Source organism: uncultured Oscillibacter sp. (genome assembly GCF_910579365.1).
Classification (GTDB): Bacteria; Bacillota; Clostridia; order Oscillospirales; family Oscillospiraceae; genus Oscillibacter.
In genome coordinates this window covers 22,446-46,680 of sequence record NZ_CAJTUX010000015.1, presented here as the reverse complement: position 1 = coordinate 46,680, position 24,235 = coordinate 22,446, and the positions used below count along the sequence as shown (strand labels likewise).

At 53.4% G+C, this 24,235-nt stretch carries 26 protein-coding genes and 1 pseudogene; 22 read left to right on the top strand and 5 right to left on the bottom strand.

Annotated elements, in window-relative coordinates; genetic code table 11:
• Positions 1-190 (bottom strand): response regulator (locus QZ329_RS06115; RefSeq protein WP_365351534.1); only part of this gene is annotated, 190 nt, incomplete at its 3' end.
• Between the two features lie 782 nt (positions 191-972).
• On the opposite strand from QZ329_RS06115, the pseudogene QZ329_RS06110 reads away from it, so the two are divergent.
• The 3 genes and pseudogenes from QZ329_RS06110 to QZ329_RS06100 all read left to right on the top strand — a co-directional run.
• Positions 973-1,535: pseudogene (locus QZ329_RS06110) on the top strand (IS5 family transposase); the annotation flags it as partial.
• A gap of 298 nt (positions 1,536-1,833) precedes the next feature.
• A complete protein-coding gene (locus QZ329_RS06105) occupies positions 1,834-2,184 on the top strand; it encodes a hypothetical protein (RefSeq protein WP_295749657.1) in 351 nt (116 codons plus the stop codon).
• 4 nt (positions 2,185-2,188) lie between these two features.
• Complete coding sequence (locus QZ329_RS06100) at positions 2,189-3,580, top strand: hypothetical protein (protein WP_295749654.1); 1,392 nt, start codon at positions 2,189-2,191, stop codon at positions 3,578-3,580.
• Positions 3,581-3,662: 82 nt separating this feature from the next.
• On the opposite strand, the gene QZ329_RS06095 is transcribed toward QZ329_RS06100, so the two are convergent.
• A complete protein-coding gene (locus QZ329_RS06095; RefSeq protein ID WP_295749651.1) occupies positions 3,663-3,812 on the bottom strand; it encodes a hypothetical protein in 150 nt (49 codons plus the stop codon).
• Positions 3,813-3,814: 2 nt separating this feature from the next.
• On the bottom strand, positions 3,815-4,009 hold the full coding sequence (locus tag QZ329_RS06090; protein ID WP_295749648.1) for a hypothetical protein: 195 nt from the start codon (positions 4,007-4,009) through the stop codon (positions 3,815-3,817).
• Positions 4,010-4,398: 389 nt separating this feature from the next.
• Here QZ329_RS06090 and QZ329_RS06085 point away from each other — a divergent pair, with 389 nt between their 5' ends.
• From QZ329_RS06085 to QZ329_RS06025, 13 genes are all read left to right on the top strand, one after another.
• Positions 4,399-4,605 carry a hypothetical protein gene (locus QZ329_RS06085; protein WP_295749646.1) on the top strand — a complete coding sequence of 69 codons (207 nt, stop codon included), beginning with the start codon at positions 4,399-4,401 and terminating at the stop codon, positions 4,603-4,605.
• Position 4,606: 1 nt separating this feature from the next.
• A complete protein-coding gene (locus QZ329_RS06080) occupies positions 4,607-5,383 on the top strand; it encodes a phage antirepressor KilAC domain-containing protein (protein ID WP_295749642.1) in 777 nt (258 codons plus the stop codon).
• Positions 5,384-5,447: 64 nt separating this feature from the next.
• The gene (locus QZ329_RS06075) at positions 5,448-7,178 is read left to right on the top strand and encodes a phage minor capsid protein (protein ID WP_295749640.1); all 1,731 of its coding nucleotides are present in this window, start codon (positions 5,448-5,450) and stop codon (positions 7,176-7,178) included.
• Entirely contained in the window at positions 7,150-7,320 is a 171-nt protein-coding gene (locus tag QZ329_RS06070) for a hypothetical protein (protein WP_295749638.1), read from the top strand. Before QZ329_RS06075 ends, QZ329_RS06070 begins: the two co-directional genes overlap by 29 nt.
• A gap of 334 nt (positions 7,321-7,654) precedes the next feature.
• Entirely contained in the window at positions 7,655-8,275 is a 621-nt protein-coding gene (locus QZ329_RS06065) for a phage scaffolding protein (protein WP_295749635.1), read from the top strand.
• Between the two features lie 2 nt (positions 8,276-8,277).
• Positions 8,278-9,201, top strand: coding sequence for a hypothetical protein (locus QZ329_RS06060; RefSeq protein ID WP_295749632.1), 924 nt, complete (start codon positions 8,278-8,280; stop codon positions 9,199-9,201).
• Positions 9,198-9,542, top strand: a complete 345-nt coding sequence (locus tag QZ329_RS06055) for a hypothetical protein (RefSeq protein WP_295749629.1) — start codon at positions 9,198-9,200, stop codon at positions 9,540-9,542. The genes QZ329_RS06060 and QZ329_RS06055 overlap by 4 nt, the downstream gene beginning before the upstream one ends.
• Positions 9,542-9,979 carry a hypothetical protein gene (locus tag QZ329_RS06050; protein WP_295749627.1) on the top strand — a complete coding sequence of 146 codons (438 nt, stop codon included), beginning with the start codon at positions 9,542-9,544 and terminating at the stop codon, positions 9,977-9,979. Before QZ329_RS06055 ends, QZ329_RS06050 begins: the two co-directional genes overlap by 1 nt.
• Position 9,980: 1 nt before the next feature.
• The gene (locus tag QZ329_RS06045) at positions 9,981-10,373 is read left to right on the top strand and encodes a minor capsid protein (protein ID WP_295749624.1); all 393 of its coding nucleotides are present in this window, start codon (positions 9,981-9,983) and stop codon (positions 10,371-10,373) included.
• On the top strand, positions 10,374-10,796 hold the full coding sequence (locus QZ329_RS06040) for a hypothetical protein (protein ID WP_295749621.1): 423 nt from the start codon (positions 10,374-10,376) through the stop codon (positions 10,794-10,796).
• A gap of 12 nt (positions 10,797-10,808) precedes the next feature.
• Entirely contained in the window at positions 10,809-11,321 is a 513-nt protein-coding gene (locus QZ329_RS06035) for a hypothetical protein (protein WP_295749618.1), read from the top strand.
• Positions 11,322-11,333: 12 nt separating this feature from the next.
• Entirely contained in the window at positions 11,334-11,708 is a 375-nt protein-coding gene (locus tag QZ329_RS06030; protein ID WP_295749616.1) for a hypothetical protein, read from the top strand.
• The gene (locus QZ329_RS06025) at positions 11,705-12,304 is read left to right on the top strand and encodes a Gp15 family bacteriophage protein (RefSeq protein ID WP_295749613.1); all 600 of its coding nucleotides are present in this window, start codon (positions 11,705-11,707) and stop codon (positions 12,302-12,304) included. The genes QZ329_RS06030 and QZ329_RS06025 overlap by 4 nt, the downstream gene beginning before the upstream one ends.
• Positions 12,305-12,555: 251 nt before the next feature.
• Here the strand turns inward: QZ329_RS06025 and QZ329_RS06020 are convergent, their stop codons facing one another.
• Positions 12,556-12,699, bottom strand: coding sequence for a hypothetical protein (locus tag QZ329_RS06020; RefSeq protein WP_295749610.1), 144 nt, complete (start codon positions 12,697-12,699; stop codon positions 12,556-12,558).
• Between the two features lie 99 nt (positions 12,700-12,798).
• Between QZ329_RS06020 and QZ329_RS06015 the strand changes: the two genes are divergently transcribed.
• From QZ329_RS06015 to QZ329_RS05990, 6 genes are read left to right on the top strand one after another with little or no spacing between them, the layout of a single operon-like run.
• Positions 12,799-14,658 (top strand): hypothetical protein, encoded by a 1,860-nt coding sequence (locus QZ329_RS06015; protein ID WP_295749607.1) that lies wholly within the window; start codon positions 12,799-12,801, stop codon positions 14,656-14,658.
• A 13-nt stretch (positions 14,659-14,671) separates the two neighbouring features.
• Positions 14,672-15,061, top strand: a complete 390-nt coding sequence (locus QZ329_RS06010; RefSeq protein WP_295749604.1) for a hypothetical protein — start codon at positions 14,672-14,674, stop codon at positions 15,059-15,061.
• 10 nt (positions 15,062-15,071) lie between these two features.
• The gene (locus QZ329_RS06005) at positions 15,072-17,150 is read left to right on the top strand and encodes a hypothetical protein (protein WP_295749601.1); all 2,079 of its coding nucleotides are present in this window, start codon (positions 15,072-15,074) and stop codon (positions 17,148-17,150) included.
• 15 nt (positions 17,151-17,165) lie between these two features.
• Complete coding sequence (locus tag QZ329_RS06000) at positions 17,166-17,669, top strand: hypothetical protein (RefSeq protein ID WP_295749597.1); 504 nt, start codon at positions 17,166-17,168, stop codon at positions 17,667-17,669.
• Entirely contained in the window at positions 17,666-18,187 is a 522-nt protein-coding gene (locus tag QZ329_RS05995; protein WP_295749594.1) for a hypothetical protein, read from the top strand. The genes QZ329_RS06000 and QZ329_RS05995 overlap by 4 nt, the downstream gene beginning before the upstream one ends.
• A 2-nt stretch (positions 18,188-18,189) precedes the next feature.
• Positions 18,190-19,341 (top strand): hypothetical protein, encoded by a 1,152-nt coding sequence (locus tag QZ329_RS05990; protein WP_295749591.1) that lies wholly within the window; start codon positions 18,190-18,192, stop codon positions 19,339-19,341.
• A gap of 177 nt (positions 19,342-19,518) precedes the next feature.
• Here QZ329_RS05990 and QZ329_RS05985 read toward each other — a convergent pair whose 3' ends face one another.
• Positions 19,519-24,234 carry a hypothetical protein gene (locus QZ329_RS05985; RefSeq protein WP_295749588.1) on the bottom strand — a complete coding sequence of 1,572 codons (4,716 nt, stop codon included), beginning with the start codon at positions 24,232-24,234 and terminating at the stop codon, positions 19,519-19,521.
• Between the last annotated feature and the right edge of the window lies 1 nt (position 24,235).

Below are 24,235 nucleotides of genomic sequence, written 5' to 3'. Positions count from 1 at the left end.
CTTCAAACCCCGTTCCGTCCGGCAGAGTGACATCCAGAAGCAGCAGAACATACTGACTGAGGTTGGGCAGAAGCGCAAGCGCCTCAGCGACCGTCCGGACAACGTCTAATTCGTAACCCTGCCGCCGCAGGGAATAGGTCAGTCCATCCATCAGACTCACATCGTCTTCCAGCAATAGAATTTTATCCATACTTGCGTCTCCTGAGCTTGGTAGCGTTAATCCAAATTATATAGGAAAGCCAGAGGGCAATACAAGGCATAAATTGTAAACTGCGGTATCGATCCTACAAGCGCGAAGATGGCTCTTGGGCAGACCGCGAACCGGTTCCGGAGTACCTGGAGCGAAATGGAACGGTAAACAGGCGAACATTTTTTCATTGACGTAATTTTTTATTTTGACAGCATTTTATCAGAGCGGACATCTACCTCTAAAAATACCGGGAGGTCAAAAAATTACATGAACAGAGAAATATGCCAGCGTTATTTGGAAACCAGCATTTATACCTATGTAGGGGTATATAAGGATTTTATATGATCACTACCAGACGGCATACCTTCCATAGGGAGATTAGTGTGCGATCAAATTACACACCCATTGAATCCCCCTGCCGCCCCAGAGCTGGATTTATGGATTATGGTGATGAGGGTGACAGCTATATGGAGCATTGGGTTAACGAATACTGGGATTTGAATGAAAACAGATGGGTTTTGGCAGATGTTGATGGTTATTATGAGTATGAAAACCGTTTTGGTTGCAGCCAATTTGATTTACCGCGCCGGAAGTTTGTAACCGCGTCCGAAGCATGGATTGGTATGAGACAAAACACATTAAATAAAAAATTAGACGTTTTTACACCAACCGCTTTGGAAGGTTTATGCGATTATTTGTTCATGGATTTTCATGCCTTGATGAACAATGAAATTTTTTATTCTTATCAGACCTTATATCTTCGCGGCGGCATACAGGCGCTGCGTGAACGTGAGTTGTATGAACTTGATCATTTGGCGGAATTGTTGTCGGAACCCGATAAAAATATGGAGCAGACAGAACAGCTGATGATCGACGCCAGTCATGTCAAAGTACATCCTGACGCTGCTGGCGCTCGAGGTGGAAATCAAGCCATGGGCCGTACAAAAGGGGGCTCAACACCAAGATACATCTGGCCGTGGATGCGCATGGTATGCCGGTGCGATTCTTTGTCACTTCTGGTACCACAGCGGATTGCACAATTGCAGCGCAGTTGATCGAGGGATTCCAAGCGGAATATCTTTTGGCTGATCGGGGCTATGATACCGATGCAATCCTTCTCAAAGCTGCTGACGAGGGGATGACGCCAGTCATCCCTCCAAAGAAAAACCGCAAAGAATTACGTGAATTCGATAAATATCTTTACAAACTTCGTCATCTCGTTGAGAACGCTTTTCTTCTTCTCAAACGTTGGCGCGGCATTGCTGCGCGCTGCGCTAAAAATGTCGCCTCCTTCGTCGCTGCTGTCCAAATTCGTTGTATTGCTATTTGGCTCCTCATTGATTGATGGCACTATCTAAGCAGTTACGTGAAAAATTGCCTCCGCGCATTAGCGCCGAGGAGAAGCTCGAAGCGGCTGGCGGCCAGGTCGTGCTCTTCACTGGAACGGAATTCACCGCAAGGGACAAGCTCGGTCAGTCCTACCGCTACCGCATGATCGGGACCGAGGTCACCCGCGACGGCCTGACCTCCCTAAAACGCGGCTTGACCGCCCAGGTCAAACCTGAGCGGTCAAGTCGAGGGCCAGCCAGAACCCATGCCACAAGACAATGATCTCATAGCTTTGGGTTCGACCAGCGATTTTAATGGTGGAGGTGGCGGGGGACCTGCCCATAGAACTGATGGTCGTCGACCCCTCCGCCTCCAGCTTCATCACCACAGTCAACCGGCACGGGATTTTTGCGGTGGCGAAGGCTGTAAACGACGTGCTGCCGGGAATCGCCACGGTTTCCTCCCTGCTGTCGGCTGGGCGGCTCAAAATCGGGTCCGCCTGTACAAACTGCATTTCGGAATTCGGCCTCTATGCCTGGGCTGCCGATAACGACGACGTTTTAAAAGAAGAAGTGGTCAAGGAGAACGACCACGCCATGGACGAAACACGCTACTTTTGCCACACGATTTTGCGAAATGAATTCGACTGGTTAAATTGGGGGTGAGCCTTTGAACCTGTTCCAAAGCATCATCGTAAAGATCGCGGAGCGGTTTGGGCTCCAGCTCCAGGATAAGCCGCTGTCTTTGGACGATTACACCCTCCGCGCCGGGGACGCGATTGACAAAAGGGGCAATGTGACCAACATATCCCTGACGGCGGTCATTGCCGGGAAGCTGGCGACGCTTTCTTTGCAGGACAGCGATATCGCGATAGAGGGTGTCAGCGCCCGCGCCCGCTTTATGCAATCGTTCCTAGATTACTACCTTGGCAGCCAAATGGATATAGCCGCTGAGGTAGCCCTCGGGACCGGGGACTGCATCATTTTACCCTACACCGACGGGAAAAGGCTGGGCGTGGACATCATCAAAAACAGCGACTTTGTTGTTTGCGAGTCCATAGGCAACGATATCCTGTCCTGCATCATGAAGCTTGGGGAAATCAAGGAAAACCAAGGCCCTGCGTATGAGCGGTTCCAACTTCAGATGGTGCGCCAGTCAGAGACCGTCGATGGAAAGATCGTGGACGCTCTGATCATCCGCAACATGGCTTTTCGAAACGGAAAGGAAATCCCTCTGACGGAGGTTCCCGCCTGGGCGGACATCCCGGCAGAAGAAATCATTCCAGGCGTTCAGAAACCTCTGTTTGGCCGATACAAGAGCCCAGCCGTAAACCGGGCCGATGTCAACGGAGTGGGCGGCGTGAAGATTACAAACGGTCTGGACGGCGTTATGTCCCAGGCTGTGGAGGCATACAACCGATTTAACCGGGAGTATGCCAGCGGTGAGAAGTTGACATTTATCAGCAAGACCTTGGTGGACAAGGATGGGAAGGGAAATCCCATATACCCCGACGGAAAGAAAAACATGTTTATGCTGATGAAGGGTGTGGGGAATAAGGATGACCTTCTCCAGGAACACACTCCGGACATCCGCTCCGCCGACCTGGAGAAGGGCATCGAGGTCAACAACCGCATGGTGGAGCTGCTGGCGGGCCTCTCCCAGGGCATCCTGACGCCGCCGACGACCTCCTACGCCACGGCCACGGAAATGCGGGCGGCGCTGAGCAACACCTTTTCGGTAATCACAAAATTCCGCCGCCAGTTGGAGAAGGGCACCAATGACCTGCTGGACGCGGTGGAGGCCATCGCAAACCGGAACAACCTTTCCCCAATTGGCCCGTGGAACGTTCAGTATGATTGGTCTACGGCTTATATTGAGCAGCTGAACGAACGATTCAATCAGCTTGTACTTGCCCACGGGTTAGGCGCTGTTGATACAGCAGAAGTTCGATCTTACACCATGGACCAGGACTACGAGGCCGCAAAAGAACGGGTAAAACAAATCGCCGAGGAGAGCGGAGCGGAGTACATGGAGGAAGCCGCTGGCTCGCCCTCCGACTGACACTTATCAACATTGCACCTTGACAGCCTCATATCGAGATAGCGGAAAAGAAAACCGGGGATTACTCCCCGGCTCTCTGAAATCAGGTTTCCTGGTCTTTCGCGGCTGCGATCTTGTCCAGAAGCTCGGCAATTTCCTCGACGGTGTAGGTTTGCTTTTCCCCGTTGGTAAAAAGTAACCGCAATTCGTAGATCGTGGCCATCTTTGTGTCTTTACGTTCTTTCTCCGTCATTCCTAGTCACCTCCTTCCTTGTCCCGCTCCATTTCATGGTCAATAGCTCGGTTGATAAAAGCGTTGACGGATTCACCCTGAGCGGCGGCGTGGGCTTTGATGGTATCCTTTTTCCCTTTATGGACGCGTAATGGGATTGCATCATACGCTTTATCCTGGTATCGTTTGATGCTTTCATAGCTATTTTTCCCGCCCATCCTTTCACCCCCCAATACTTATTATATACCTGTCACGCCGTGATATCAATATGCAAACCAAACAATTGCATATTGATATCTTTATGTAAAATGTCGATTGCATATTGATGTCATTATGCTATAATAGGTATTGTCAAGGGGGGAAACCCCAAGACAAATAAAATCTCTCCGGTGTACGAGACCGGAGAGAAGAAGGGAGGCAAGGCATGAGACATTACCACGGCGTGTGGTACTATAAGGGCAAGACTTATAAGAGTCTCCACGAAGCCCTAGTAGCCAATTGGCCCAAGTAAGGCCATGGGGCCGGGAAACCGGCCCCTCCCAAATAGAAAGCCTCCCACCACCAGTATAGCATGGGCGTGGGATGAAATGCAAGGAGGATTTTCACCATGACCGTAAAAGAAATGATTGCGATGCTTGGAGGAGTAAACGAGGTCAATATCAGCTGGAACGGAGACCTTGTTTACTTCAACTTCCGCAACAGCATTGAAGTGGAAGTGTGGGGCAGTTACCTTGTTGATAACGTCCGCGCCGAGAAGGAGGGCGTTTTTGAACTGGTGCTTGCCGCACAGCCGATTAAAAAGGAGGCTATTTAGCATGAATGAACTGGAAATTATGAACATCAAGGGTATCGAGTGCTATGAGAAGGACGGCGTGGCCTACCTGAACCTCGAAACTTGTGCCCGTGGGCTGGGGTTTACCGAAACCGCCGCAAGCGGAAATGAATGTGTTCGTTGGCGTACAGTGCGAAAATACCTGTCAGATTTTGGCATCGCAACAAGTTGCGACGGTGATAAGCTCCCCGATTACATCTCCGAAAACATTTTCTACCGCCTTGCCATGAAGGCAAAGAACGCTGTTGCGGAAGCATTTCAGGCCAAGATTGCGGATGAAGTGATCCCCTCCATCCGCAGGCACGGAGCCTACATGACCCCTGATACGCTGGACAGGATGATTACCTCACCCGAGTTTGGCATTAAGCTGTTGACTGCCTTGAAGGACGAACAAGAGAAGCGCAAGGCCCTGGAAGTCCAGGCGGAGGCCGACCGTCCCAAAGTCCTGTTTGCGGATTCTGTTACTGCCTCCAAGAGCTCCATCCTTGTGGGCGAAATGGCGAAGCTGCTGAAACAGAATGGTATTGAGACAGGGCAGAACCGGCTCTTTGAGACGCTGCGGGAAAAGGGCTTCCTCATCAGGCGCAAAGGGAACGACTATAATATGCCTACTCAGAAAGCCATGGAAATGGGCCTGTTCGAGATCAAGGAAACCGTCATCAACCACGCCGACGGACACACCAGCGTCAACAAGACCCCGAAAGTGACCGGGAAAGGCCAGCAGTATTTTGTCAACATGTTCCTGGGCGACGACGCATGACCGGCCCACCCCCGCTATCTCGATATGAGGTAGCGGGGATTCTTTATGCGGAAGGAGACACACCGTGAGCCGCCTGTTAAATGAATCCTGGATAGAGGGCCTGCCGGACCCCATTGTGGAAAACCTGGAGGCGCTGAACCGCTATGTGGTGCTGCGAATCTGTGAGCGGCTACGCAAGATCGGCGATATCGGCGCGGCGGACGCGCACAGGCTGAAAAGCGCCGTGGAGTACGCCGCCGGGGACCTACGAGCCATTGAGGCGGAGATTGCCCGGATCACCAAACAGAACGTCAAAGACATCGACGCTCTGTTTGAGGAGGTGGCGGCTGAAAACCTGGACTTTGCCAGCGTCTACTTTGTTGCCAGGGATATGGACCCTATCCAAAACTATGCCCAGGTGGCCGCGCTGGAATCCTTCGTCCGGGCGGCAAAGGCTCAGGCCATGGACGGCGTCACCAACATCAGCAACACGTACATGATCGGTTTCAAGCGGGGCCGGACTGTGCTTCCTCTCCGAGAGTACTACATATCCGCCATTGACCGGGCCATTACCTTTTTGAAAATAGGAACAGTGGACTACCACACCGCCGTCCGCTCCACCGTCAAGGACATGGCGAAAAGCGGCCTCCGGCGGGTGACGTTCGATTCCGGATACTCCCGCCGCCTGGACAGCCAAGCCCGAATGAATATCCTGGAGGGCGTGCGGCGGCTGAATGGGGAGATGATGGAGGAGACCGGGCGTCGCTTCGGGGCCGACGGCGTGGAAATCTCCGCTCATGCCTTGTGCGCCCCAGACCACATTGACATCCAAGGGCGACAGTACCGCAAGGCGGAGTGGGACCGCATCAACAGCGGCCTCAAACGGCCTATCGGGACCTTAAACTGCCACCACTACGCAACGCCGATTATCTACGGCGTCTCCCGTCCGGTGTACAGCAAAAAGGAGCTGTCGGAGATCAACCGCCGGAGCAGTGAGACGGTGGAGTGGAAGGGCTGGGAAATGACCCGCTATGATGCGAGTCAGAAGCAGCGTCAGCTGGAAACGGCCATCCGGTATGCCAAGGATGAACGGGACGCTATGACGGAGGCGGGGGACAAGCTGGGAGCCGCCCAGGCCCGGAAGAAGTCCGCCGCCCTTGGGCGGGAATACAAAGCCTTCTGCGAAAAAACGGGCCTGACGCCCAGGCCGGAAAGGACGCGGTCCATGAAAGGGGCCACCACTGGAGGACTTGCAAATCCGGGTGGAAATGGTATACTAAAAAGCACAGGGGTGCAAGGGATTCCCGTTACGGAGGAAGCAATCAGCCGGGTGCCTCTGATAACGCCGTCCGGTTGGAGCGCCGGGAAAGCCGTCCTTTTGCAGGAAGCTCACAAGGATTTACTCCGGTTTGTGGAGGGTCAGCCGGTTGGCATAGAGGCTGGGGCAATATACTCACTGGATATGAAGCTGCTGGAGCGGAGAATGGGAAGGGTTCAAGAAATCCGCATGCCGCGCTATTCTGGGGAACATATCTTGATACATAACCATCCGGATGGGCTTACATTTTCACCGGCAGACATAGAGGGCTTCGGGAAACGCTTTGATATGAAAATTTTGACGGCGGTTGGGCACAATGGGACCGTGTACATACTGCAAAAAACCGAAGAGTATAACCCTGTTGGGTTGTCCAAAGCGTTTTTGTCTGAAATGGGAAAATTAGACTCGGCAAAAACACCAGAAGAATTCGCTGAAATAATAAACCGTTTTTTGGAAGGGGTTGGCAACTATGGCGTACGTTTTATCTCCGGAAGATAAAGCTTTTTTTGAGGAAATCCTTAAAAAGGCAGAACCATATCCGGAAGACGACCCAATTTGGGACGTTCTGGATGGAGAGCGCGACCACAGCCGCGCAATGGCAACTCTTGCGAAAATGGCGCTGGAAGGGCGGCTTCGGTAAATGGACAAAGCAAGTATTGCGGCCATAGAGGCCATAGAGGCCATATTAAAGCGGGGCCACGACGCAGAGGTCCGGCGAAAAGGGGACGGAATCATTGTCCTGGAAGTAAAAAAGACAATCCAATACAGCGCCCCGCGAATTGGCGCGGGGCAAGGGCAATAGGAGCCAGCTGACGGGTATCTCCCGGCGGTTGGCTCTTTTTGTTTGGTAAAACCCGCTCAGGCGGTTTTTATACAACTTTCCTCCCGGCGCGGAGGCTTAAAGAGCGCCCGCCCCCGCGCTGTGGTGCAGCGGCTTTACAAATCAAAACCATCTCGGGGCAGAAAGGAACCTCATGGACTTCAAAAGCATTTTTAACGGCGAATCCCTGACTCTGGAGCAGTTCAACGAGAAAACCAAAGGCATGAAGCTGGCGGACCTCTCCGGCGGCGAGTACGTGGCTAAGGGCAAGGCAAAAGACCTCTCCGACGAGATGGAGCGGCTGAAAAATGACCTTTCCCAGCGTGACGAAACCATCAAGAGGCTGGAAGAGGCCAGCGGTGACGCCGAGGCCACTCGGAAGGAGCTGGAGCGCTACAAGCAGGAAGAGGCTGACCGGAAGAAGGCCGAAAAGGAGGCCGAAACCGACCGCATCCTCACCGAGGCGGCGGAGCAGGCCCTGGACGGCAAGGAATTCGTCAACGAGTTCACCCGGAATCATTTTGTCGCGGAGCTGAAAAAGGCCATTGCAGACCCCGCCAACAAGGGAAAGCGTGCTGCCAAGCTCTTTGAGGAAATGACGAAGGAGCTGGACAACATTTTCCGCAACCCCCAGCTGGAGCCGCTGAAGCTCCCTGGCGTGGACAAGCACGCCGGACCCCCTATGAGCAAGGAAGACATTTTCAAAATCACCGACGCGGTGGAACGGCAAAAGGCTATTGCCGCCAATATCAACCTATTCAGAAAGGATGAATGATTATGGCAGTTATTGAAAACACCACTATGACCACGGATATCAAGCTCCAGGCCCGGGAGATTGATTTCATTTCCCGTTTCAATAATACCTGGGACGCGCTGCGGGAGATTCTGGGCATCATGCGGCCTATCCGCAAGACCCCCGGCACTAAGCTGGTATCCGTCAAGGCCACTGTCGACCTCAAAGACGGCAACATCCCCGAGGGCGAAGAGGTTCCGCTGTCCAAGGCAACCCTTACCCCCGTCGCCTACGAGGACCTGACGCTGGAGAAGTTCCGCCGGGCGGTGACCGCCGAGGCGGTGGAGAAATTCGGCGCGGCGCTGGCGGTCCAGAAGACCGACGAGGCCCTGCTTCACGAGCTCCAGGGCAATGTCATGGATCGCTTCTACACCTTCCTCCAGACCGGCTCTCTGACCTCCACGGAGGCGGATTTCCAGATGTCCGTTGCCATGAGCCTGGGTCTTGTGACCAACAAATTCAAGGAAATGCGCAAGGGCATGACGGGCCTTGTGACCTTCGTCAACACCCTGGACGTGTACCACTACCTGGGCGCCGCCGCCATCAGTGTCCAGAACCAAAACGGTATCCAGTACTTAAAGGATTTCCTGGGCGCTTCCTCCATGATTCTCTCCTCTGAGATCCCCCAGGGAACCGTCATTACCACGCCCACCGATAACATCGATCTGTATTACATTGACCCCTCTGACGGCGATTTCCAGCAGCTTGGCCTCCAGTACACCACCTACGGAGAGACCAACCTGATCGGCGTCCACGCTGAGCCGAACTATGGCCGTGTCATGGGCGAAACGCATGTGCTGATGGGTATGAAGCTGTGGGCGGAGTACCTTGACGGTATCGCTGTTGTGAAATTCGGCAGCGGATCCGGGGCTGAAACCGCCCGCGCGGCCCGTAAGGCGTCGGTATGATCCAGTACCTCACGTTCAATCAGTATCAGGCCAATGGGGGAAAAGCGGAGATTTCCGCTTTCCCCCGGCTGGAACGTCTGGCGCGGAAGAAGCTGGACTACTGGACTCAGAACCGCATTCAAAACGCCGACTGCGACGTTCAACTTTGCATGACGCTGATTGTGGATGCCCTGGCGGAAGTTCAAGAGAATCAGGCTGGGACTGCCTCCAGCTTCAGCAACGACGGCGTTTCGGTCAGCCTGAGCAAGCCGGTGAGGACGGAATCTGAAATTATGTCCTCCGTATATGACCAGGTTGTGGAAATTCTCCCCATTGAACTTGTAAGTGTGGTGATTCGCTGATGTTCGATGTGAAACAGCTTCCTACCTTCAAGCATACCGTCACCGTCCTAAACAAACGGGATGGGCTGGACAGCCCTGACCACTTGGACACCTGGAAGAAAACTGTGCTCCAGAAATGTGCCTGGAAGCAGACGGAAACCCGGTCGCAGTCCGGGCGGGTCAGCGATGATACGGAGATAAGCGAGGGGGCTGAATATCTTGTCCGGGTTCCGCCCTCTGAGGAATACCGGCCCTACAGCGCTTGGAAAGAGGATATGGAGGGCTTTACCTTCTCTCCTGGGGATTACATCATCAAAGGCGAAATCACCGAGGAGGTCACGGCGGAGACTGTGCAGAGCGTGGTCAGCCAGCACCGCCCCGACGCCTTTGAGGTCCGGTTGTTCCGGGACAACACCGGGTCCGGGTATCTGGACCATTACCGGCTTGAGGGGAAATAGCATGGAAATCAAGTGGAACAAAGCTCCCAAAGAGATTTTAAACCGGATTTTCGACGACGAGACTATGACCTATATCCATACCCGGCTCCACGCTTATATGTCTCCATATGTCCCTATGGACAGCGGCATGATGGACCAGACGGTGGACATCAAGCCGGAGTACGACCATTACAAATCACCTTACAGCCATTTCCAATGGGAAGGAAAGGTTTTTGTGGACGATCGTGGCAGCACCTACGCCCGCCGGAGCGAATCCAAGCACGCAACCAGCAAAGACCTAAATTACAGCAAGGACAAGCACCCTCTCGCAACTGCCCATTGGGAGCAGGCTGCGATGGCGGCAAAAAGCGATGAGCTGTGCAAGGACATCACGGACTATCTGAGGAAAAAGTAAATGGACAACAAGCACCAAGCTATGCTGGACTATCTTGCCAAGTACCCCGGCCTGGACGCGTTCCTCCGCTTCAACTCCGTAACGGATAAGCTGGGGAACGTCAGCGTGCAGACGGTGTACAGCAGCGAGTGGGAAAAGCGCTATATAGGGGGCCACGGCATTAAGCGGTATGACTTCGCGGTGGTTTCCATGGTCCCCCAGGACCCCGGCACCAGCTCCGTCAACGCGGAGCAGATGCAGGAGGCCCAGAAGTTTATGGAGTGGATTGACCAGCAGCGGAAAGCCCGGAACTTCCCGGACTTCGAGGGCTGCAAGGTCCTCTCCATTGAGAATCTACAGAACATGCCGAACCTGGCGGGGGTAAGCGCCGCCGGAAACGTGGCGAAATATATGTTTCAATGCCGGGTGAGGTATTACGAGTAAAGGAGTGAAAAGATGAAAGTTTCTGAACTTATGGCGGGCTACACGCCCTCTAACACCTTTGAGGGGTTCGCCACCAACGACGATTGGGTTCTTGCCGTGGGCATCAACTTGGAAGACGGGGCCACGGAAGCGGACTACACCGTCGTCCAAATGGGCATTGCGGGCCTTGACCCGCAGATGAACCCCGTGACCCAGGACAAGCAGTACATCCGCACCGGAACCAGCACCACCAAGACCGGCACCCAGCGGACGTTTGCCATTTCCGGCGACCGTTACATCGGCGACGCGTTCCAGGACCACTGTTTTAGCTTGGGCATTGCTTTCGGCGTTGGTCAGAAAGTGATCGTCCCCTACGTCTATTTTTCCGTTTTGACCGGCAAGGGGGAAAAGGGCACCGCCTCCATTATCGTCAACAGCGACGGCGGCGGCAACGCCGGGGAAAACTCCGCCATTTCCATTGATCTGCGGAGCGTGGGCACCAAGCCCACCGAATACACCTACAACGGCAGCAGCGCCGGAGTTTAAGGAGGAGCGACCATGAATTACAAGGTGAATATCCTGGGCAAGTCCTACGACCTGCCCGCCCGGACGCTGGCGGTGGATGAACAAATCGAGGAAGTTGGAAGCCTGGACGCAGAATACAAGGCCAAACGCATGACCCGCCGCGAAGTGGTGGAGCGTATGCACGCCTTTGTGGAGGACTTTGCCCCCGGCGCGTTCCCCTCCCTGGAGGAGGCCGACACCAACGAGCTGACTGCCGCCTGTACGGACATCATCGCGGCCTACGCCACCCCGGCCCGAAAAGCCAAGAACGACGCGCAGATGGTGGAACTGCGGGAGGTCTTGAACCGTCCCGAGGTTCAAAAGCTGTTCGCGGCAATTCCCGCCCTCTCTGCCGCCTATAAGAAGTGAGCCTCTATCATGCCCCGCCGGAATCCCTGACCGTCGGCGGCCTGGAATACCCCATTGACACGGATTTCCGGGCGTGGGTGCAGTTTCAAGCCGCCATGACGGAAAAGGGGACGGACGGTGAAAAGGCGGAGCGCCTGTGCGCCTTTATGGAGCAAATGGGCCTCCCGCCGGGGGAGGAAGCCCTGGAGGCTATGCTGAACTTCTACACGGCGGCTTCCACGGAGAAGGCCGTGGCCGGGCAGAAGAACCGGCCCGCCGCATTCGACTTCGAGAAGGACAGCGAATACATTTTCGCCGCCTTCATGGGGGCCTATGACATCGACCTGACCACGGCCCGCCTCCACTGGTGGACCTTCAAGGCGCTGTTCAAGGCCCTGCCGGAGGATTGCGAGTTTTGCCGGATCATGCGGTATAGGACCATTGACTTGAAGGACGTGCCGAAAAGTCAGAAACGGTTTTATCAGGAACAGAAAGCCCGGTACAGCCTGGGAGAAAAGGCGGTGTACCGGACAGAGAAGGATATGCGCGATTATGTCAAGCGGCGTTTCGCTGAGGCGGAGCGCCAGGCGGCGGAGGCGCGTGAGAAAAAACCTTGAAACCATCATATTGAGATATCCGAGATTCTCATTTCCCTATATCAGCTCTTATTAGAGCCTTGATATAACCCGCTTTATTGGGGACGCTTCCGAGCTTTTTCAGCAAATCGGCCTCCGTGTTATTCATAAAGCGAATAGTAACGCTTGTCGTGTGCGCTTTATGATAACGTTCCTGCGGCGTTTCCTTTTTCTCTGCTATAGTGATTCCCTCCTTTTGGAAAAGGGGGCCGGATCCCCGGCCCCTTCCCCGGCTACTTCTTGCTGATAGCGATTTGGTCCAACAGCTCCACAATCTCGGTTTTGGTGTAATTTTCTTTTTCACCCTCTGTAAAAATCAACCGGAGTTCATAGAGCATTGCCAAATCCATACGTTTAATCTCGGTTTCGCTTGGCATGTGGTCGGCCCCCTTTCTTTAGGATAAACTCATTATAGCATAGGTAATGCACTATGTCAAGAGATTTTTTCGATATTTTCAGATGCAGGAGGTGAGCGCGTGGCAAATGACGGCACCGTAAAGATCGGCGCGGAAATTGATGAAAAGGAGTTTAAATCCGGGCTTTCTAAGCTGAGCAGCGTTGCAAAAGCGGGGCTTACCGGAGCAACGGCGGCTTTTGGCGCGGCGACCGCTGCGGCAACTGCCGGAACCGTTGCGGTAGGCAAGCTGGCGCAATCCGCCATTTCGGCTTACTCCGACTATGAGCAGCTGGTGGGCGGCGTTGAAACGCTGTTCAAAACCTCCAGCGCCACGGTGATGGAGTACGCCAACAACGCCTACAAAACCGCTGGGCTGTCTGCAAATGAGTACATGGACACCGTCACCAGCTTTTCTGCCAGCCTTTTGCAGGGCTTGGGCGGAGACACGGAGGCGGCGGCTCAAATCGCGGACAAGGCCATCGTCGACATGGCGGACAACGCCAACAAAATGGGCACCGATATGGCGTCCATCCAATATGCCTATCAAGGGTTTGCCAAGCAAAACTATACGACGCTTGACAATCTCAAACTTGGCTACGGCGGTACCCAGGCGGAAATGGCCCGGCTCATCAACGATAGCGGCGTCCTGGGCGATACCATGCAGGTCACCGCTCAAACGGTAAATCAAGTCTCCTTTGACAAGATTATCGAGGCTATCCACGTTGTCCAGGAGCGGATTGGTATCACAGGCACCACCGCCCAGGAAGCAAGCGAGACCATCCAGGGCAGCGTAAACGCCATGAAGAGCGCCTGGGAAAACCTCATAACTGGTATGGGGGACGAAAACGCAAACACAGATGTTCTGATAGAGAATTTTGTCAGCAGCGTCGAAACTGCGTTAAACAACCTGATTCCCAGACTAGAAGTCATATTGTCAGGGATAGGGGAACTGGTTACAAAACTTGCGCCTGTTATCGCCGAAAAGTTGCCTGGGATGATGGAAGCACTTCTCCCTCCCCTCATTCAAGCAGCAGGGCTTCTCATTCAGGGGCTTGCAACTGCGTTGCCGGATTTGCTGGATGTCGTTATGGACGCAGTACATCAGTCAATAGATTCCATAGGACAAGCCCTTGCAGAAAAAATTCCATTCTTATCCGGCTTATTTGAAAACCTTGATTCCGTTGTAACTGCTGCTGCGGTGGCGTTTGTTACGCTAAAAACTGCCACAATGGCCTATCAGGCGGCAAGCGCGGTGGCAAAGGTTATCCAAATGCTTACTGCGGCTACCGAAGGGCAGACGATTGCGCAGGCCGCTCTAAACGCAGTTATGAACGCAAATCCGTTTGTCTTGATTGCCACGGTTATTGCTACCGTTATTGCGGCGATCGTTTCCCTCACTCTCGCAAGCGAAGATTTCAGAAACGCAATGTCAGCGCTTTTTGACGCAATCGGCGAGGGAATCCAGTGGCTAATTGAAAAAATAAGTTCCCTTATAGAATGGTTTGGGAAACTGTTTGGGGTCAGTTCTTCTGTTGGAGATATTGAAATCCCATCTGGTGGGAACCCCTCCGGCGGCGCACCCCGCCCCCGCGCCCGCATGGCAGCATTTACAGACAACGAAACCGACGGAAACAACGGCGAAGGGGCCAGCATTACCGCGGGAACCTTCTCCCGCGCGGCAACCATCCGGGCCCTGGAGAGCGCAATCCCCAACGTAGAAAGCCGGGTCGCCCTGGCAAACGCATCCATGGCCCCGGCTGCGGGATACTCCGCTCCTCCTCCCGTTTCCGGCGGAGGCGGCGATGCCGGAAACCGGCAAGCGCCCATTATTCTTCGCCCTAACTGGACAATGCAATTTCAAGGAGATATAGCTCAGCTGGGCCGGGTCCTGAACCCCATTGTCAAAGACGACGAACACAGGCTTGGCCACGGCGTTTGAAAGGAGTGATTTCATGCCTTCCCTGTTTAAAATCGACGGCAAGGAGTATTCCGGCGTAGGAGTAGAAGAGCTCCATCGGTCTTTCCGGATACCGGACGGGCCCCTTGCGGATGACATGCTGTCCGGAGACCACGAACGAGACCTGATAGGCACCTATTACGACTATGACCTTGTGCTTTCGGTCTCCGACCTCCTGGAAAACGAATACGACGCCCTTTTTGAAACCCTCTCCGCTCCGGTGAACAGTCACACGGTGGAAATGCCCTATGGCGCGGGGACCCTCAGCTTCACGGCTATGATCCAGTCCGGAAAGGATGAACTGATTCCCATGGACGACGGGACGTGGTGGGGGAACCTGAGCCTGACCATCCGGGCCAAGAAGCCTCAGCGGGCGGCACCGTAAGGAGACGGCAATGCGGAATAAAATTGTATACTCCAAGTGGACTTTTAACCACGACGCTATTGCGTCCATCTCCATACATACGGCGTCGAGCCCGCTTTCTAATCTGCTGGAGGCCGACACCTTCACGGCGGTGGTGAAGACCACGGACCGGACTATCACCAGTTTCACGAAAAACACGCCGCTCCGGTACTACCACCGGGACGTGCAGCGGTTCCTGGCCTATATCCAGTCCGTGGAACGGGAGGGACCGAACAAATACCGCCTGACGGGGACCTCCGCCATTGGGCTTTTGATGGACCGGCTCCACAAGGGCGGCATCTACACCGGGCAGACGGCGGAGACGGTGATTCGGGAGATTGTGGGAAACATTTCCTTTACCTTAAAAGCCAGCTTCAAGACCGTGCCCCTGTACGGCTGGCTTCCCTACGCCAAGCCGCCGGAGCGGTCCGCCCGGGACAACCTTTGCCAGGCGCTCTTTGCCCTGGGCTGCTCCGTCCGGAGCAACGCGAATGGGGGCCTCATTATAGAACCTCTTTCCAACACCGTGGCGGGCAGCATCGGAAGCGGCTCTATTTTCAGCGGGGCCAGCGTCAAATACGGGGCCCCCGTGTCCTCCGTCGTGGTGACGGAACACCAATACATGCAGGGCGGGGAAGAAACCAAACTGTTTGAAGGGACGGCTTCCGCCGGGGATATCATCACCTTCTCCGAACCCGTGTACGGCCTGAAAGCCACAGGCTTCACCATCCAGGAGAGCAACGCCAATTACGCGAAGCTCTCCGGCGGAACCGGGGTCCTGACGGGGCGGAAGTATATCCACAACACCCGGCAGGTCACCCGGACCGTCGCCGCCGGGGCGGCGGAGAACATGAAGTCCATTTCCGACGCCACGTTGGTTTCCGTGGTGAACTCCGGTTCGGCGGCGGACCGCGCGGCGGCGTATTACCGCTGCCTGGAGACCATCCAGTGCGGCGTTTTCCTGGGAACACAGACCGCCGGGAATATGCTGAACATCTATCACCCGTACAACAAAAATACTGTCAAGGCGTGTGTGGAGAGCATCGACATAGCGGCCTCCGGCATCCTCCGGGGAGACGTGAAGGCCCTGGTGGGCTATACCCGGCCCCAAAACACCATTCTCCTGGACAAGCACCTGCTGATAACCTCCTCTGGAACCGTCACCTTGCCGGACGGCGTGACCCAGGTCCGTGCAATCCTGATCGGCGGAGGGACGGGAGGAACCGGGGGCGCCAACGGAGAGAACGGAGGAGCGGGCTCCAACACATCCGCCTCCAGCTCATCCGGCTCCTATAACCCAACCATCACCAAGGGCGCACCTGGACGTGGCGGGGCCGGAGGCAAAAAGGGCTCCGGCGGTTCCGGCGGGAAAATCGCCGTCTTCGACATCACGGGCTCTTCCATCAAGACCATTACGGCCTCCATCGGGGCCGGCGGTTCCGGCGGGGCGTCCAACGGCGGCGCGGGAAGCGCCGGAGGGGACACGACACTGAAGGTCAACGGGGCCACATACTCCAGCGCCTCGGGGTCTCCCAGCGCGTCTGGGTATCAGGACCTTGTGGCGGGAACCATCTACGGAACTCAAGGCGAGGAAGGACAAGACGGTTCCGGCGGCGGCGCCGGCGGCGCCCCCACGACATCGGAGGGTGTGACGGGTGAAAACGGTTCTTCCGCCGGACCCAATAATGGAGGAACCGGAGGAAAAGGAAGCACAACCGGGTCCGGGAGCCAATACGCCACAGGAACTGGCGGCGGCGGCGGAGCCGGAGCGGCCTACAGCGCCCCCGGCGGCGCTGGCGGGACAGGCACCGGTACCCGTGCTGGCGCTGGCGGAAAGGGCGCGGCAGGCACCAAGCCCGGGACACCCTCCCGGGCCGGGTCCGGCGGAAACGGCGGAAACGGCGGAGGCGGCGGAGGCGGCGGAGGGGGAACCCTCGCGGCCGCTATGAATGGAGGGCGTATCACGGTTTACGGCGGAGCCGCCGGCGCGGGAGGCGCGGGCAGCCAGGGCGGCAACGGGGCCGCGGGCTGTATCATCTTGTACTACGGCGTCAAGACGGTTGTGGAATGAGAAAGGGACATGCCTATGATTACATTGAAAAACTGGAGGCTGGAGATTCCACCCTGTGAGCGGTCCCTGGGCTACGAGGGGGAAAACCTGTCCTCCCGGCTGGAAATCGAGACAGACACGGGGCCGGAGTGGCTTTACTACCTCGACATGGAGTACAGCGACGGGACCTTCGCTGCCCTCCCCCTGACCTGGGAGGAGGGGAAGCTCTGGGCGGAGCTCCCGGGGGCCTACCTGTCCATTCCCGGGGAAGTGACGGTGAATATCCGGGCGGAAGCCGGGGTTGTCAAGAAGTCCGATATGGGGTTTCTGTTCGTCTCCGACTCCGTTGTGAGCGGAGAAGCGCCGCCGGAGCCCGTCCCGTCCCCGGGCGGCGTAACGGACCACCGGCAGCTGACGCACCGGGACGCGGAGGGGCAGCACCCTATGGAGGCGATTGAAGGTTTGGCGGAAGAGCTCCGGCGCATCCCTGCCCCGGTGGAGCCGCTGACAAATGAAGATTTGGAGGAGCTTTTAAAATGAGTAAATGGTTAGACAGCAACGGTGTCCTGTATCTGTGGGCCAAGATCAAGAGCTTGGCGGCCGGCAAGGTGGACAAGGTGGAGGGCAAGGGCCTTTCCAGCAACGACTTCACCTCGGCGGAGAAAACCAAACTGGAGGGCCTGGAGAACTATACTCTGCCCGCCGCCACGGCGGAGACCCTGGGCGGTGTGAAGGTGGGGGCCGGGCTGAACGTCGTGGATGGGCTTCTCTCTGCCACCGGCGGCGGTACGGCGGACAGTGTGGATTGGTCCAACATCCAGAATAAACCGGACCTGGCGCTGAAAAGCGACATCACCGGGCTTTATAAGTACAAGGGCAGTAAGGTCAATTACGCCGCTCTGCCAGAGAGCGGCAACCAGGTGGGCGACGTGTGGAACGTGGAGGACACGGGTATGAACTACGCCTGGGACGGGGAGAAATGGGACGCCCTGGGGGCCTCCTTTGAAATCCAGGCCATTACAAACGAGGAGATCGACGCCATCACCGGGGAGGCGTGAGGATGGGCTTTCTGGATAACGCGGGCCTGACCCGGCTCTGGGCCAAGATAAAAGCCCTGGTAGGCATCCCCACCAAGCGGGCGCTGACCCAGGCGGAATACGAGGCCCTGAGCGAGGAGGAGAAAGCGGCGGACGTCCTCTACCTCATCACGGATGGGAACGGGGGCGGAGGCTCGGTGACAAGCTTCAATGGCCGCGCGGGGGACGTCACGCCGGAGGCGGGGGACTACTCCGCCGAACAGATTGCCGGACTCCCGGAGGCCCTGGCGGCCAAGCAGGACAAGCTGACGGGCGCCGCCGGGCAGGTGGTGGGGTTTGACGAAAGCGGCAAGGCCGTGGCGCAGAAAGCGCCTTCCGGCGGCATGACCCAGGCGGAGGCGGACGCGAGGTATATCCAGCCTGGGGGGAGCTATCCGGGCGCGAGTTATACCCAGCTTGGCTCGTTTGCGTTTGGCGATGATGGGGTTATAAGTCTTATTGGCCAACCAAACTATTCAGACCTTGTTTTCACATCGGTTAAAACGAAAACAAAGATTGGCAACCTTGCCGCTCCCTCCATCCCGGACGACGCCGCCACCAAGGAGTATGTGGATGGAAGGACCGCAGGGGCAACTATCAAAGTTGAAAAGGTTCTCATTCCGAAAAATACGGAGGCTGGAACGGTAATCAAGTCGTCTGTGCTTTATCGTACTAATTCGGGCGATAATATCGAACCTGTTGTTGCGATTCCACAAGCTGGACAGGAAGACTGGTTTGAAGATGGGAAGATTACATGGAAGGTAATCGTTCAATACAGTTTTGTGGATGACAGTTACAGCTATGTAGTTGAGGTAACAGTGAATACACCGCCTACCTATGACGCCCAACTGCCATGGCAATATTTTTTACATATTTTCCGCTTGTTTATAGCCATTTTTGCTCTTTTTCATTTGCTTTCCGACACTCTTTACAAACAGGGTTTCCGTATATTCCACGTCTGTCTGTGGCTGATTATGTGGTCAGAAACCCTTGCGGCGCTTGGAGTTCCAGTCCTGAAGCAATATTGTCCCAGGCCAAGAAAGTGGTCAAATTTGAATCAGGCTGTCTTAAACCGACTGTCAACTCTGGGGAGGTATCAAGCGATGAATTGCACCTCCGTCTACAATGAGAAGTGACTTTGATCGTAAGTATTGCACGATTCATCAAATTTGTTCGGTAGGTAATAGCTGTGAAAAAGTAATACTTCGGTATAGATTGCTCCTGCAGGTCAGCATATTTAAGTTATCATATCCCAATACCTTTACTAAATTAGAAATTTGGGTTCCATTTACCTGCTTATCATGATAAAAAAATTATTTATCAGGCATAGAGCGCAAGATTTCTTGAATTTCCGCAAGGTGCGTAGCAGTAAAGCGGATGCTTTCCTTCCCGATTGCTACATCAACGCAGCCGCCGACAATCCTCGCCGCCTTGAGAGCCGCAGCAAAGGGATCTTCACGACCACGTTTACCTTTTGGCGCATTGGCAAATCGTATTGCTTCAAACTTTTTGCTGCATTCAAGACACAACGCAACTCTTGTTTGAGGGAAAAAGTATCGAGGGGCGGCAATGATATTGTTTACTTCCATCAACTCGTAAGGCTTTACCTTGCGGCACATTTGACAAAAGCAGCGTCCATAGACACCGTCAGGGGTGTATTTTTTCAGCGTCTGTTCGCGAACAGCTCTGTCATCAAGTCCAACCTCCCTGCCCGATGAGTCTCTCACCTTAAGGACGGTGCGCTCGACTTTTCGTGCCACGATTTTGATTGGATTTTTCAGCAGTGTCTGAATGTGCTTTCTCAGCCTTTCCATGTTTGCCACCGGATTCTCTGGGAATTCGAGATCATCGTCATCTTGGCCGGATTGCATTGTAATGTACTCAAGGCCATATTCATCAATCAGGTCATCGGACAGTTGACCGCTGCGGTGAAAATTTCTAAGAATTTCTTCTCCGTTTTCAAAGTAATCATCGGTAAAGTCTTCAATATCATCTTCTGTCAAATCCTCAACATACAATATATCCTGATAATGAATCTTCGACAATAGAGGATATTTTAAGTATTCCGCCAATTGCCTGCACTCGTCATGCACGGCGATCGACAGCACAATGCTGGACCGGAAATATCCCATCGGTTGGTTGCAGATAAATACTCCTGTATCGATAATGTTTCCAAGCTGGTTCCTGAGGGGAATAAATTCTCTCATACCCATCAAGATCTCTTGTGATCGATATCGTACAAAAGAACCCTTAAAAAATTCTTCCATCAGGTATTGATAGATTTCAGCAGTATCGTTTCCGCGGATGATATCTCGCAGCCCGTCATTATAGCGGCTGCGTTCCCATTCGGCGTTCATCTCATTGATGTTTACGCCAAATATCTTCTCACAGGTCGATTTAGACAGGATACGCTCATTCAAAACATAGTAATTATGCTCTGACTTTGTGCAGTTTTTCTTGACAAAGATCACATCGTCTTTCCATGGAATGTATTGCGTCTGATCCCCCTGAATGCTGAATACCGGAATGATGGGAGTTTCCTTCAAGGATAGCAGATATTCTTCCGGAACGCTTTGCAAATAGGCATAAAAACTGTCCCGGAAAATATCATTTTCAATATAGCTGCCTGCATATTTCTTCAACAGAGGGATCACCTGCGCGGATGGCGCCTCTGCACAGCCCATTGCATTCAGCGTGGAATCGAAGGATTCGTCTTTTGGAATATCCAATGCTCTCGCGGCGGGGATCGCGCCAAAGCGGCCGGCCTCAAACAAATAATTCGCTGCTTCGGGGAAACGGTACGCAGCGCTGCTCTTGACCGAAACAAATACGCTTCTTTCAAAAGTCGGCAGCAGGTTTGCTGCCCTGATTTCCGATAAAAAGTCGTATTGGTTCAGATACTCACAGTCAGAAAAATCATTCGTATATACCGTTTGTGTCCCCTGGCGGCGAGGAACAAATCTGACCAAGCGCAAAACCTTATGCCGGTCATTGCGCTTTGTTTCATCCATAATGGAAAGCAATGATGCGTATACCTCTGCCCTGACACGATCATTCCACAGGCGGCTTCCAAGCTCGATTTCTTCTCTTGAGGTGGTCAGCATAAACGGGGCGTCAACCACAAGCGGAATCTTGATCCTGTGCCTTGTAGGCAGACCGCAATACAGAGGATAGTCCTTCGCCGCGCCCTTATCCGGGATATAGCAGACAATGCTTTGGCCGCTGGAAATACTGCGCAATCCATTTTCTCTTTCCCTTAAGGCTTCATCACTCATCGAAAAATGATGAATGAAACGCCTGAAGGTGTGCTGCCGTTTGTTAATGGTAACCGTCCGGATATTGTCGGAATCCTCAATGGTAATGAAGGTATTGTTGATCCTGATTTTACGGAGTTTTCTGAGACACAGGCAGAACTCCAGCATGTCCTTTTCGCTGTAGTTGGACAACCGGATCCCCTGTTTCAAAACAATCTCCATCCGTGTTCCGAGAGTATTATCATGCTGATCCTTTAAGCTTTCCGGGATCGTCGGCGCTTTTGCAAGCAAAGAAAAATGATACATTCCGCTATGAATCCGCACCTCAGAGGCGATCGAAAAAATTGTTTTGAAACCTACACCCTTTTCGCCAATTTTGGCGGCATCCTGATTCATGAGATGGGTTTTTGTAGATTCACCAATTGCGGTGATCGACCGAATATTTCCCCGGGTAAAACCAACCTCATTATACTCTGTGACGATCCTCGATTGGTCCTGGTGTAAGGAAAATTCCGGAACGATGCCCTCTCCATATTCACAATCATCAGCATTTTGGAGCAGTTCTTGAATAAAGCGCACAGGGCTGATGCCTGAGCGCAATATCAGGTCAATATAATCTTGATATTGCTGTTTTCCGATGGCATCTCTGCCAAGCTGGCGGTTATTCCGTAATTCACGAAGATAATCTTCGGCACTGCCTTCGTCGGACTCCGAGAGCCGATTCAAGCGATCGGATATTTCCTTGTGCTTCATTCTGATGGAAAAAGTATCTTTACTATCCACCGCATAGCAAAATGCGGAGAAGGAGGTCAACGGGTTCCTTACAGACAGCACAAGCGCGTTATAGCACGGAAAATACTGATCTTCCCCAATATCGATCAGCACACACTTTTCTTGACACCATCTCAAATATCTCTCAACGGCTTTTGGAGTTTCGCTTAGCTTAAAATCCTGATACAAGGCGTCTTGAATCGGCGTTTGCATCGCGGACAGGATCCGATACACGGGCCGCCTTCCCGCTTGCAGACATTTTTTTGCATATTCGCCAAAAAGCTTTGCAATGTCCTCATATCGCATGAAAAGGCCAACCTGCTCCTGCGTCAATTCAAATGTCTCTGACGGGATATTGGACTCCATAGGATGAAACTCAGCCGCATTCAGATATTGCAAGATCCGCCCTGTCTTTGCCGGATCTTTGAGCGCGATCGAAAACAACCGCTGATAAATATTCCGCTCGCTCTGAATTCCAATGTTGGCAAATGATTTCTGTTTCGGAAACGTAAAAAGTTCTTTTGAAAGAGGAAGTAAAAAATATGCCTCCTCGGGCTCGTAGATTTCCTCCGCGCTGTCAAAGCAGAATACTTTATCAATGTCAACAAAGTGTTCGCTGCTGGTAAAGAAAATCGGCAGTTTGGAAAAATGCCCTCCTTTGAATGATTTCTGGGAACTAAGACACTTTTCTTTTCCGTTGTTATCTGCAAACAAGCTTCGGTTCACGCTTGGCAAATATGCTATAATGTCATTCTTAATGATTCTCGCCCAATCCTGATACGCATAGTCCAACAGTTCAGATAAGTATCGGATGGCGTCCCGGAACCAAATGTTATTCTCCTGAGGATCAACAAATTCTCTGGATGCGTCCAGCTTAAATGGAACATGGCAGACCACAGGTACATTGAAACGAAGCTGGGTTGGCAGGAAAGAATACAGCGCTCCATTTCCAACCATGTCCAAATACTCCGGGTAAGGAAATACAACCTGTAAGGTCATTGGTTTGCCGCCGTTACTGCCCACCTTTGTTTTCGCACCATATCGTGATTTGCAGGCGGCTTCACCAAAGACGACAGAAGATGTATAACGGGTGCAGTAAATTTCTTCTACGACATTTCTCTCTAAGCCCAGTTCATAATCATGGAGATCGACCGAAATATGTACGTCCTCATCCTTATAGAATTTTGATGAGGCGAGGCTGCCCGGCCTGCTGACTCGGAATTCCATTGTTCGGAATTCATCATAGTACATCCTGAGAGAAGTCAGCTTATTGAGAAAGAGAAGGGGATTTCTGCTAAATAAAGCATCCTTATTGCAATATTGCTCCTTTATTTCACTATAAATACTGCGGGCTTTCCCTCCTGGAACAAACAATGTCATCTCCGTTCCAGGACAATACTCGTGCGTTTGGCAGCTTGCAATCGGTATTGTAAAGTTTTCTTTATGTAATTCAAAGGAGAACCAGCCGCTGCGAATCAAAACGGTATTCGTAACGCCAAAAACAGACTTAAAGCCAATGCCCTTTTCACCGATCTCATTTTTCCCGGCAGATACATTCTTCGCAGCCTCGGCGATGCCGGTAATGGCAAATACGTTGAATGGAGTAAAACCTTCCTCGTTGTAGCGAAGCACGATCTTGTTGTGGTTAAAGTCAAAATGAATGTCCAGAGAATGGTCCTCAGTATTAGCAAATTCACAGTCATCTACATTTTGAATTAACTCAAAGATGAAGCGGAGGTTATTCGAATACAGGCCATCCTCCCCGACCGACAGCAAAGAATTGAGCAGTTGAGGATAGTTATCACCGTGGAGCTTGTCCGCTTCCGCAACACCTTCACGGAATTTCCTCAGCAACGACAAGAAATCCTGCGCATTCGTCAGCGAAGCGATTTCCACCGCTTCCACCGACTTTAACCCGTCCCGCAATTCCTCTAATTGCTGTAATGTGATATCTGCCCGCTGCATAGCTCCGAATTTCTGAAAAAGCCGATCCAGTAGGGCCATA

Bases quoted from the DNA above. Each gene is read 5' to 3' on its own strand.
- QZ329_RS06105 (WP_295749657.1), top strand. From the start codon at position 1,834: ATGGTGGAGGTGGCGGGGGACCTGCCCATAGAACTGATGGTCGTCGAC.
- QZ329_RS06095 (WP_295749651.1), bottom strand. From the start codon at position 3,812: ATGACGGAGAAAGAACGTAAAGACACAAAGATGGCCACGATCTACGAA.
- QZ329_RS06090 (WP_295749648.1), bottom strand. From the start codon at position 4,009: ATGGGCGGGAAAAATAGCTATGAAAGCATCAAACGATACCAGGATAAA.
- QZ329_RS06085 (WP_295749646.1), top strand. From the start codon at position 4,399: ATGACCGTAAAAGAAATGATTGCGATGCTTGGAGGAGTAAACGAGGTC.
- QZ329_RS06080 (WP_295749642.1), top strand. From the start codon at position 4,607: ATGAATGAACTGGAAATTATGAACATCAAGGGTATCGAGTGCTATGAG.
- QZ329_RS06070 (WP_295749638.1), top strand. From the start codon at position 7,150: ATGGCGTACGTTTTATCTCCGGAAGATAAAGCTTTTTTTGAGGAAATC.
- QZ329_RS06065 (WP_295749635.1), top strand. From the start codon at position 7,655: ATGGACTTCAAAAGCATTTTTAACGGCGAATCCCTGACTCTGGAGCAG.
- QZ329_RS06060 (WP_295749632.1), top strand. From the start codon at position 8,278: ATGGCAGTTATTGAAAACACCACTATGACCACGGATATCAAGCTCCAG.
- QZ329_RS06055 (WP_295749629.1), top strand. From the start codon at position 9,198: ATGATCCAGTACCTCACGTTCAATCAGTATCAGGCCAATGGGGGAAAA.
- QZ329_RS06050 (WP_295749627.1), top strand. From the start codon at position 9,542: ATGTTCGATGTGAAACAGCTTCCTACCTTCAAGCATACCGTCACCGTC.
- QZ329_RS06045 (WP_295749624.1), top strand. From the start codon at position 9,981: ATGGAAATCAAGTGGAACAAAGCTCCCAAAGAGATTTTAAACCGGATT.
- QZ329_RS06040 (WP_295749621.1), top strand. From the start codon at position 10,374: ATGGACAACAAGCACCAAGCTATGCTGGACTATCTTGCCAAGTACCCC.
- QZ329_RS06035 (WP_295749618.1), top strand. From the start codon at position 10,809: ATGAAAGTTTCTGAACTTATGGCGGGCTACACGCCCTCTAACACCTTT.
- QZ329_RS06030 (WP_295749616.1), top strand. From the start codon at position 11,334: ATGAATTACAAGGTGAATATCCTGGGCAAGTCCTACGACCTGCCCGCC.
- QZ329_RS06020 (WP_295749610.1), bottom strand. From the start codon at position 12,699: ATGCCAAGCGAAACCGAGATTAAACGTATGGATTTGGCAATGCTCTAT.
- QZ329_RS06010 (WP_295749604.1), top strand. From the start codon at position 14,672: ATGCCTTCCCTGTTTAAAATCGACGGCAAGGAGTATTCCGGCGTAGGA.
- QZ329_RS06005 (WP_295749601.1), top strand. From the start codon at position 15,072: ATGCGGAATAAAATTGTATACTCCAAGTGGACTTTTAACCACGACGCT.
- QZ329_RS06000 (WP_295749597.1), top strand. From the start codon at position 17,166: ATGATTACATTGAAAAACTGGAGGCTGGAGATTCCACCCTGTGAGCGG.
- QZ329_RS05995 (WP_295749594.1), top strand. From the start codon at position 17,666: ATGAGTAAATGGTTAGACAGCAACGGTGTCCTGTATCTGTGGGCCAAG.
- QZ329_RS05990 (WP_295749591.1), top strand. From the start codon at position 18,190: ATGGGCTTTCTGGATAACGCGGGCCTGACCCGGCTCTGGGCCAAGATA.
- QZ329_RS05985 (WP_295749588.1), bottom strand. From the start codon at position 24,234: ATGGCCCTACTGGATCGGCTTTTTCAGAAATTCGGAGCTATGCAGCGG.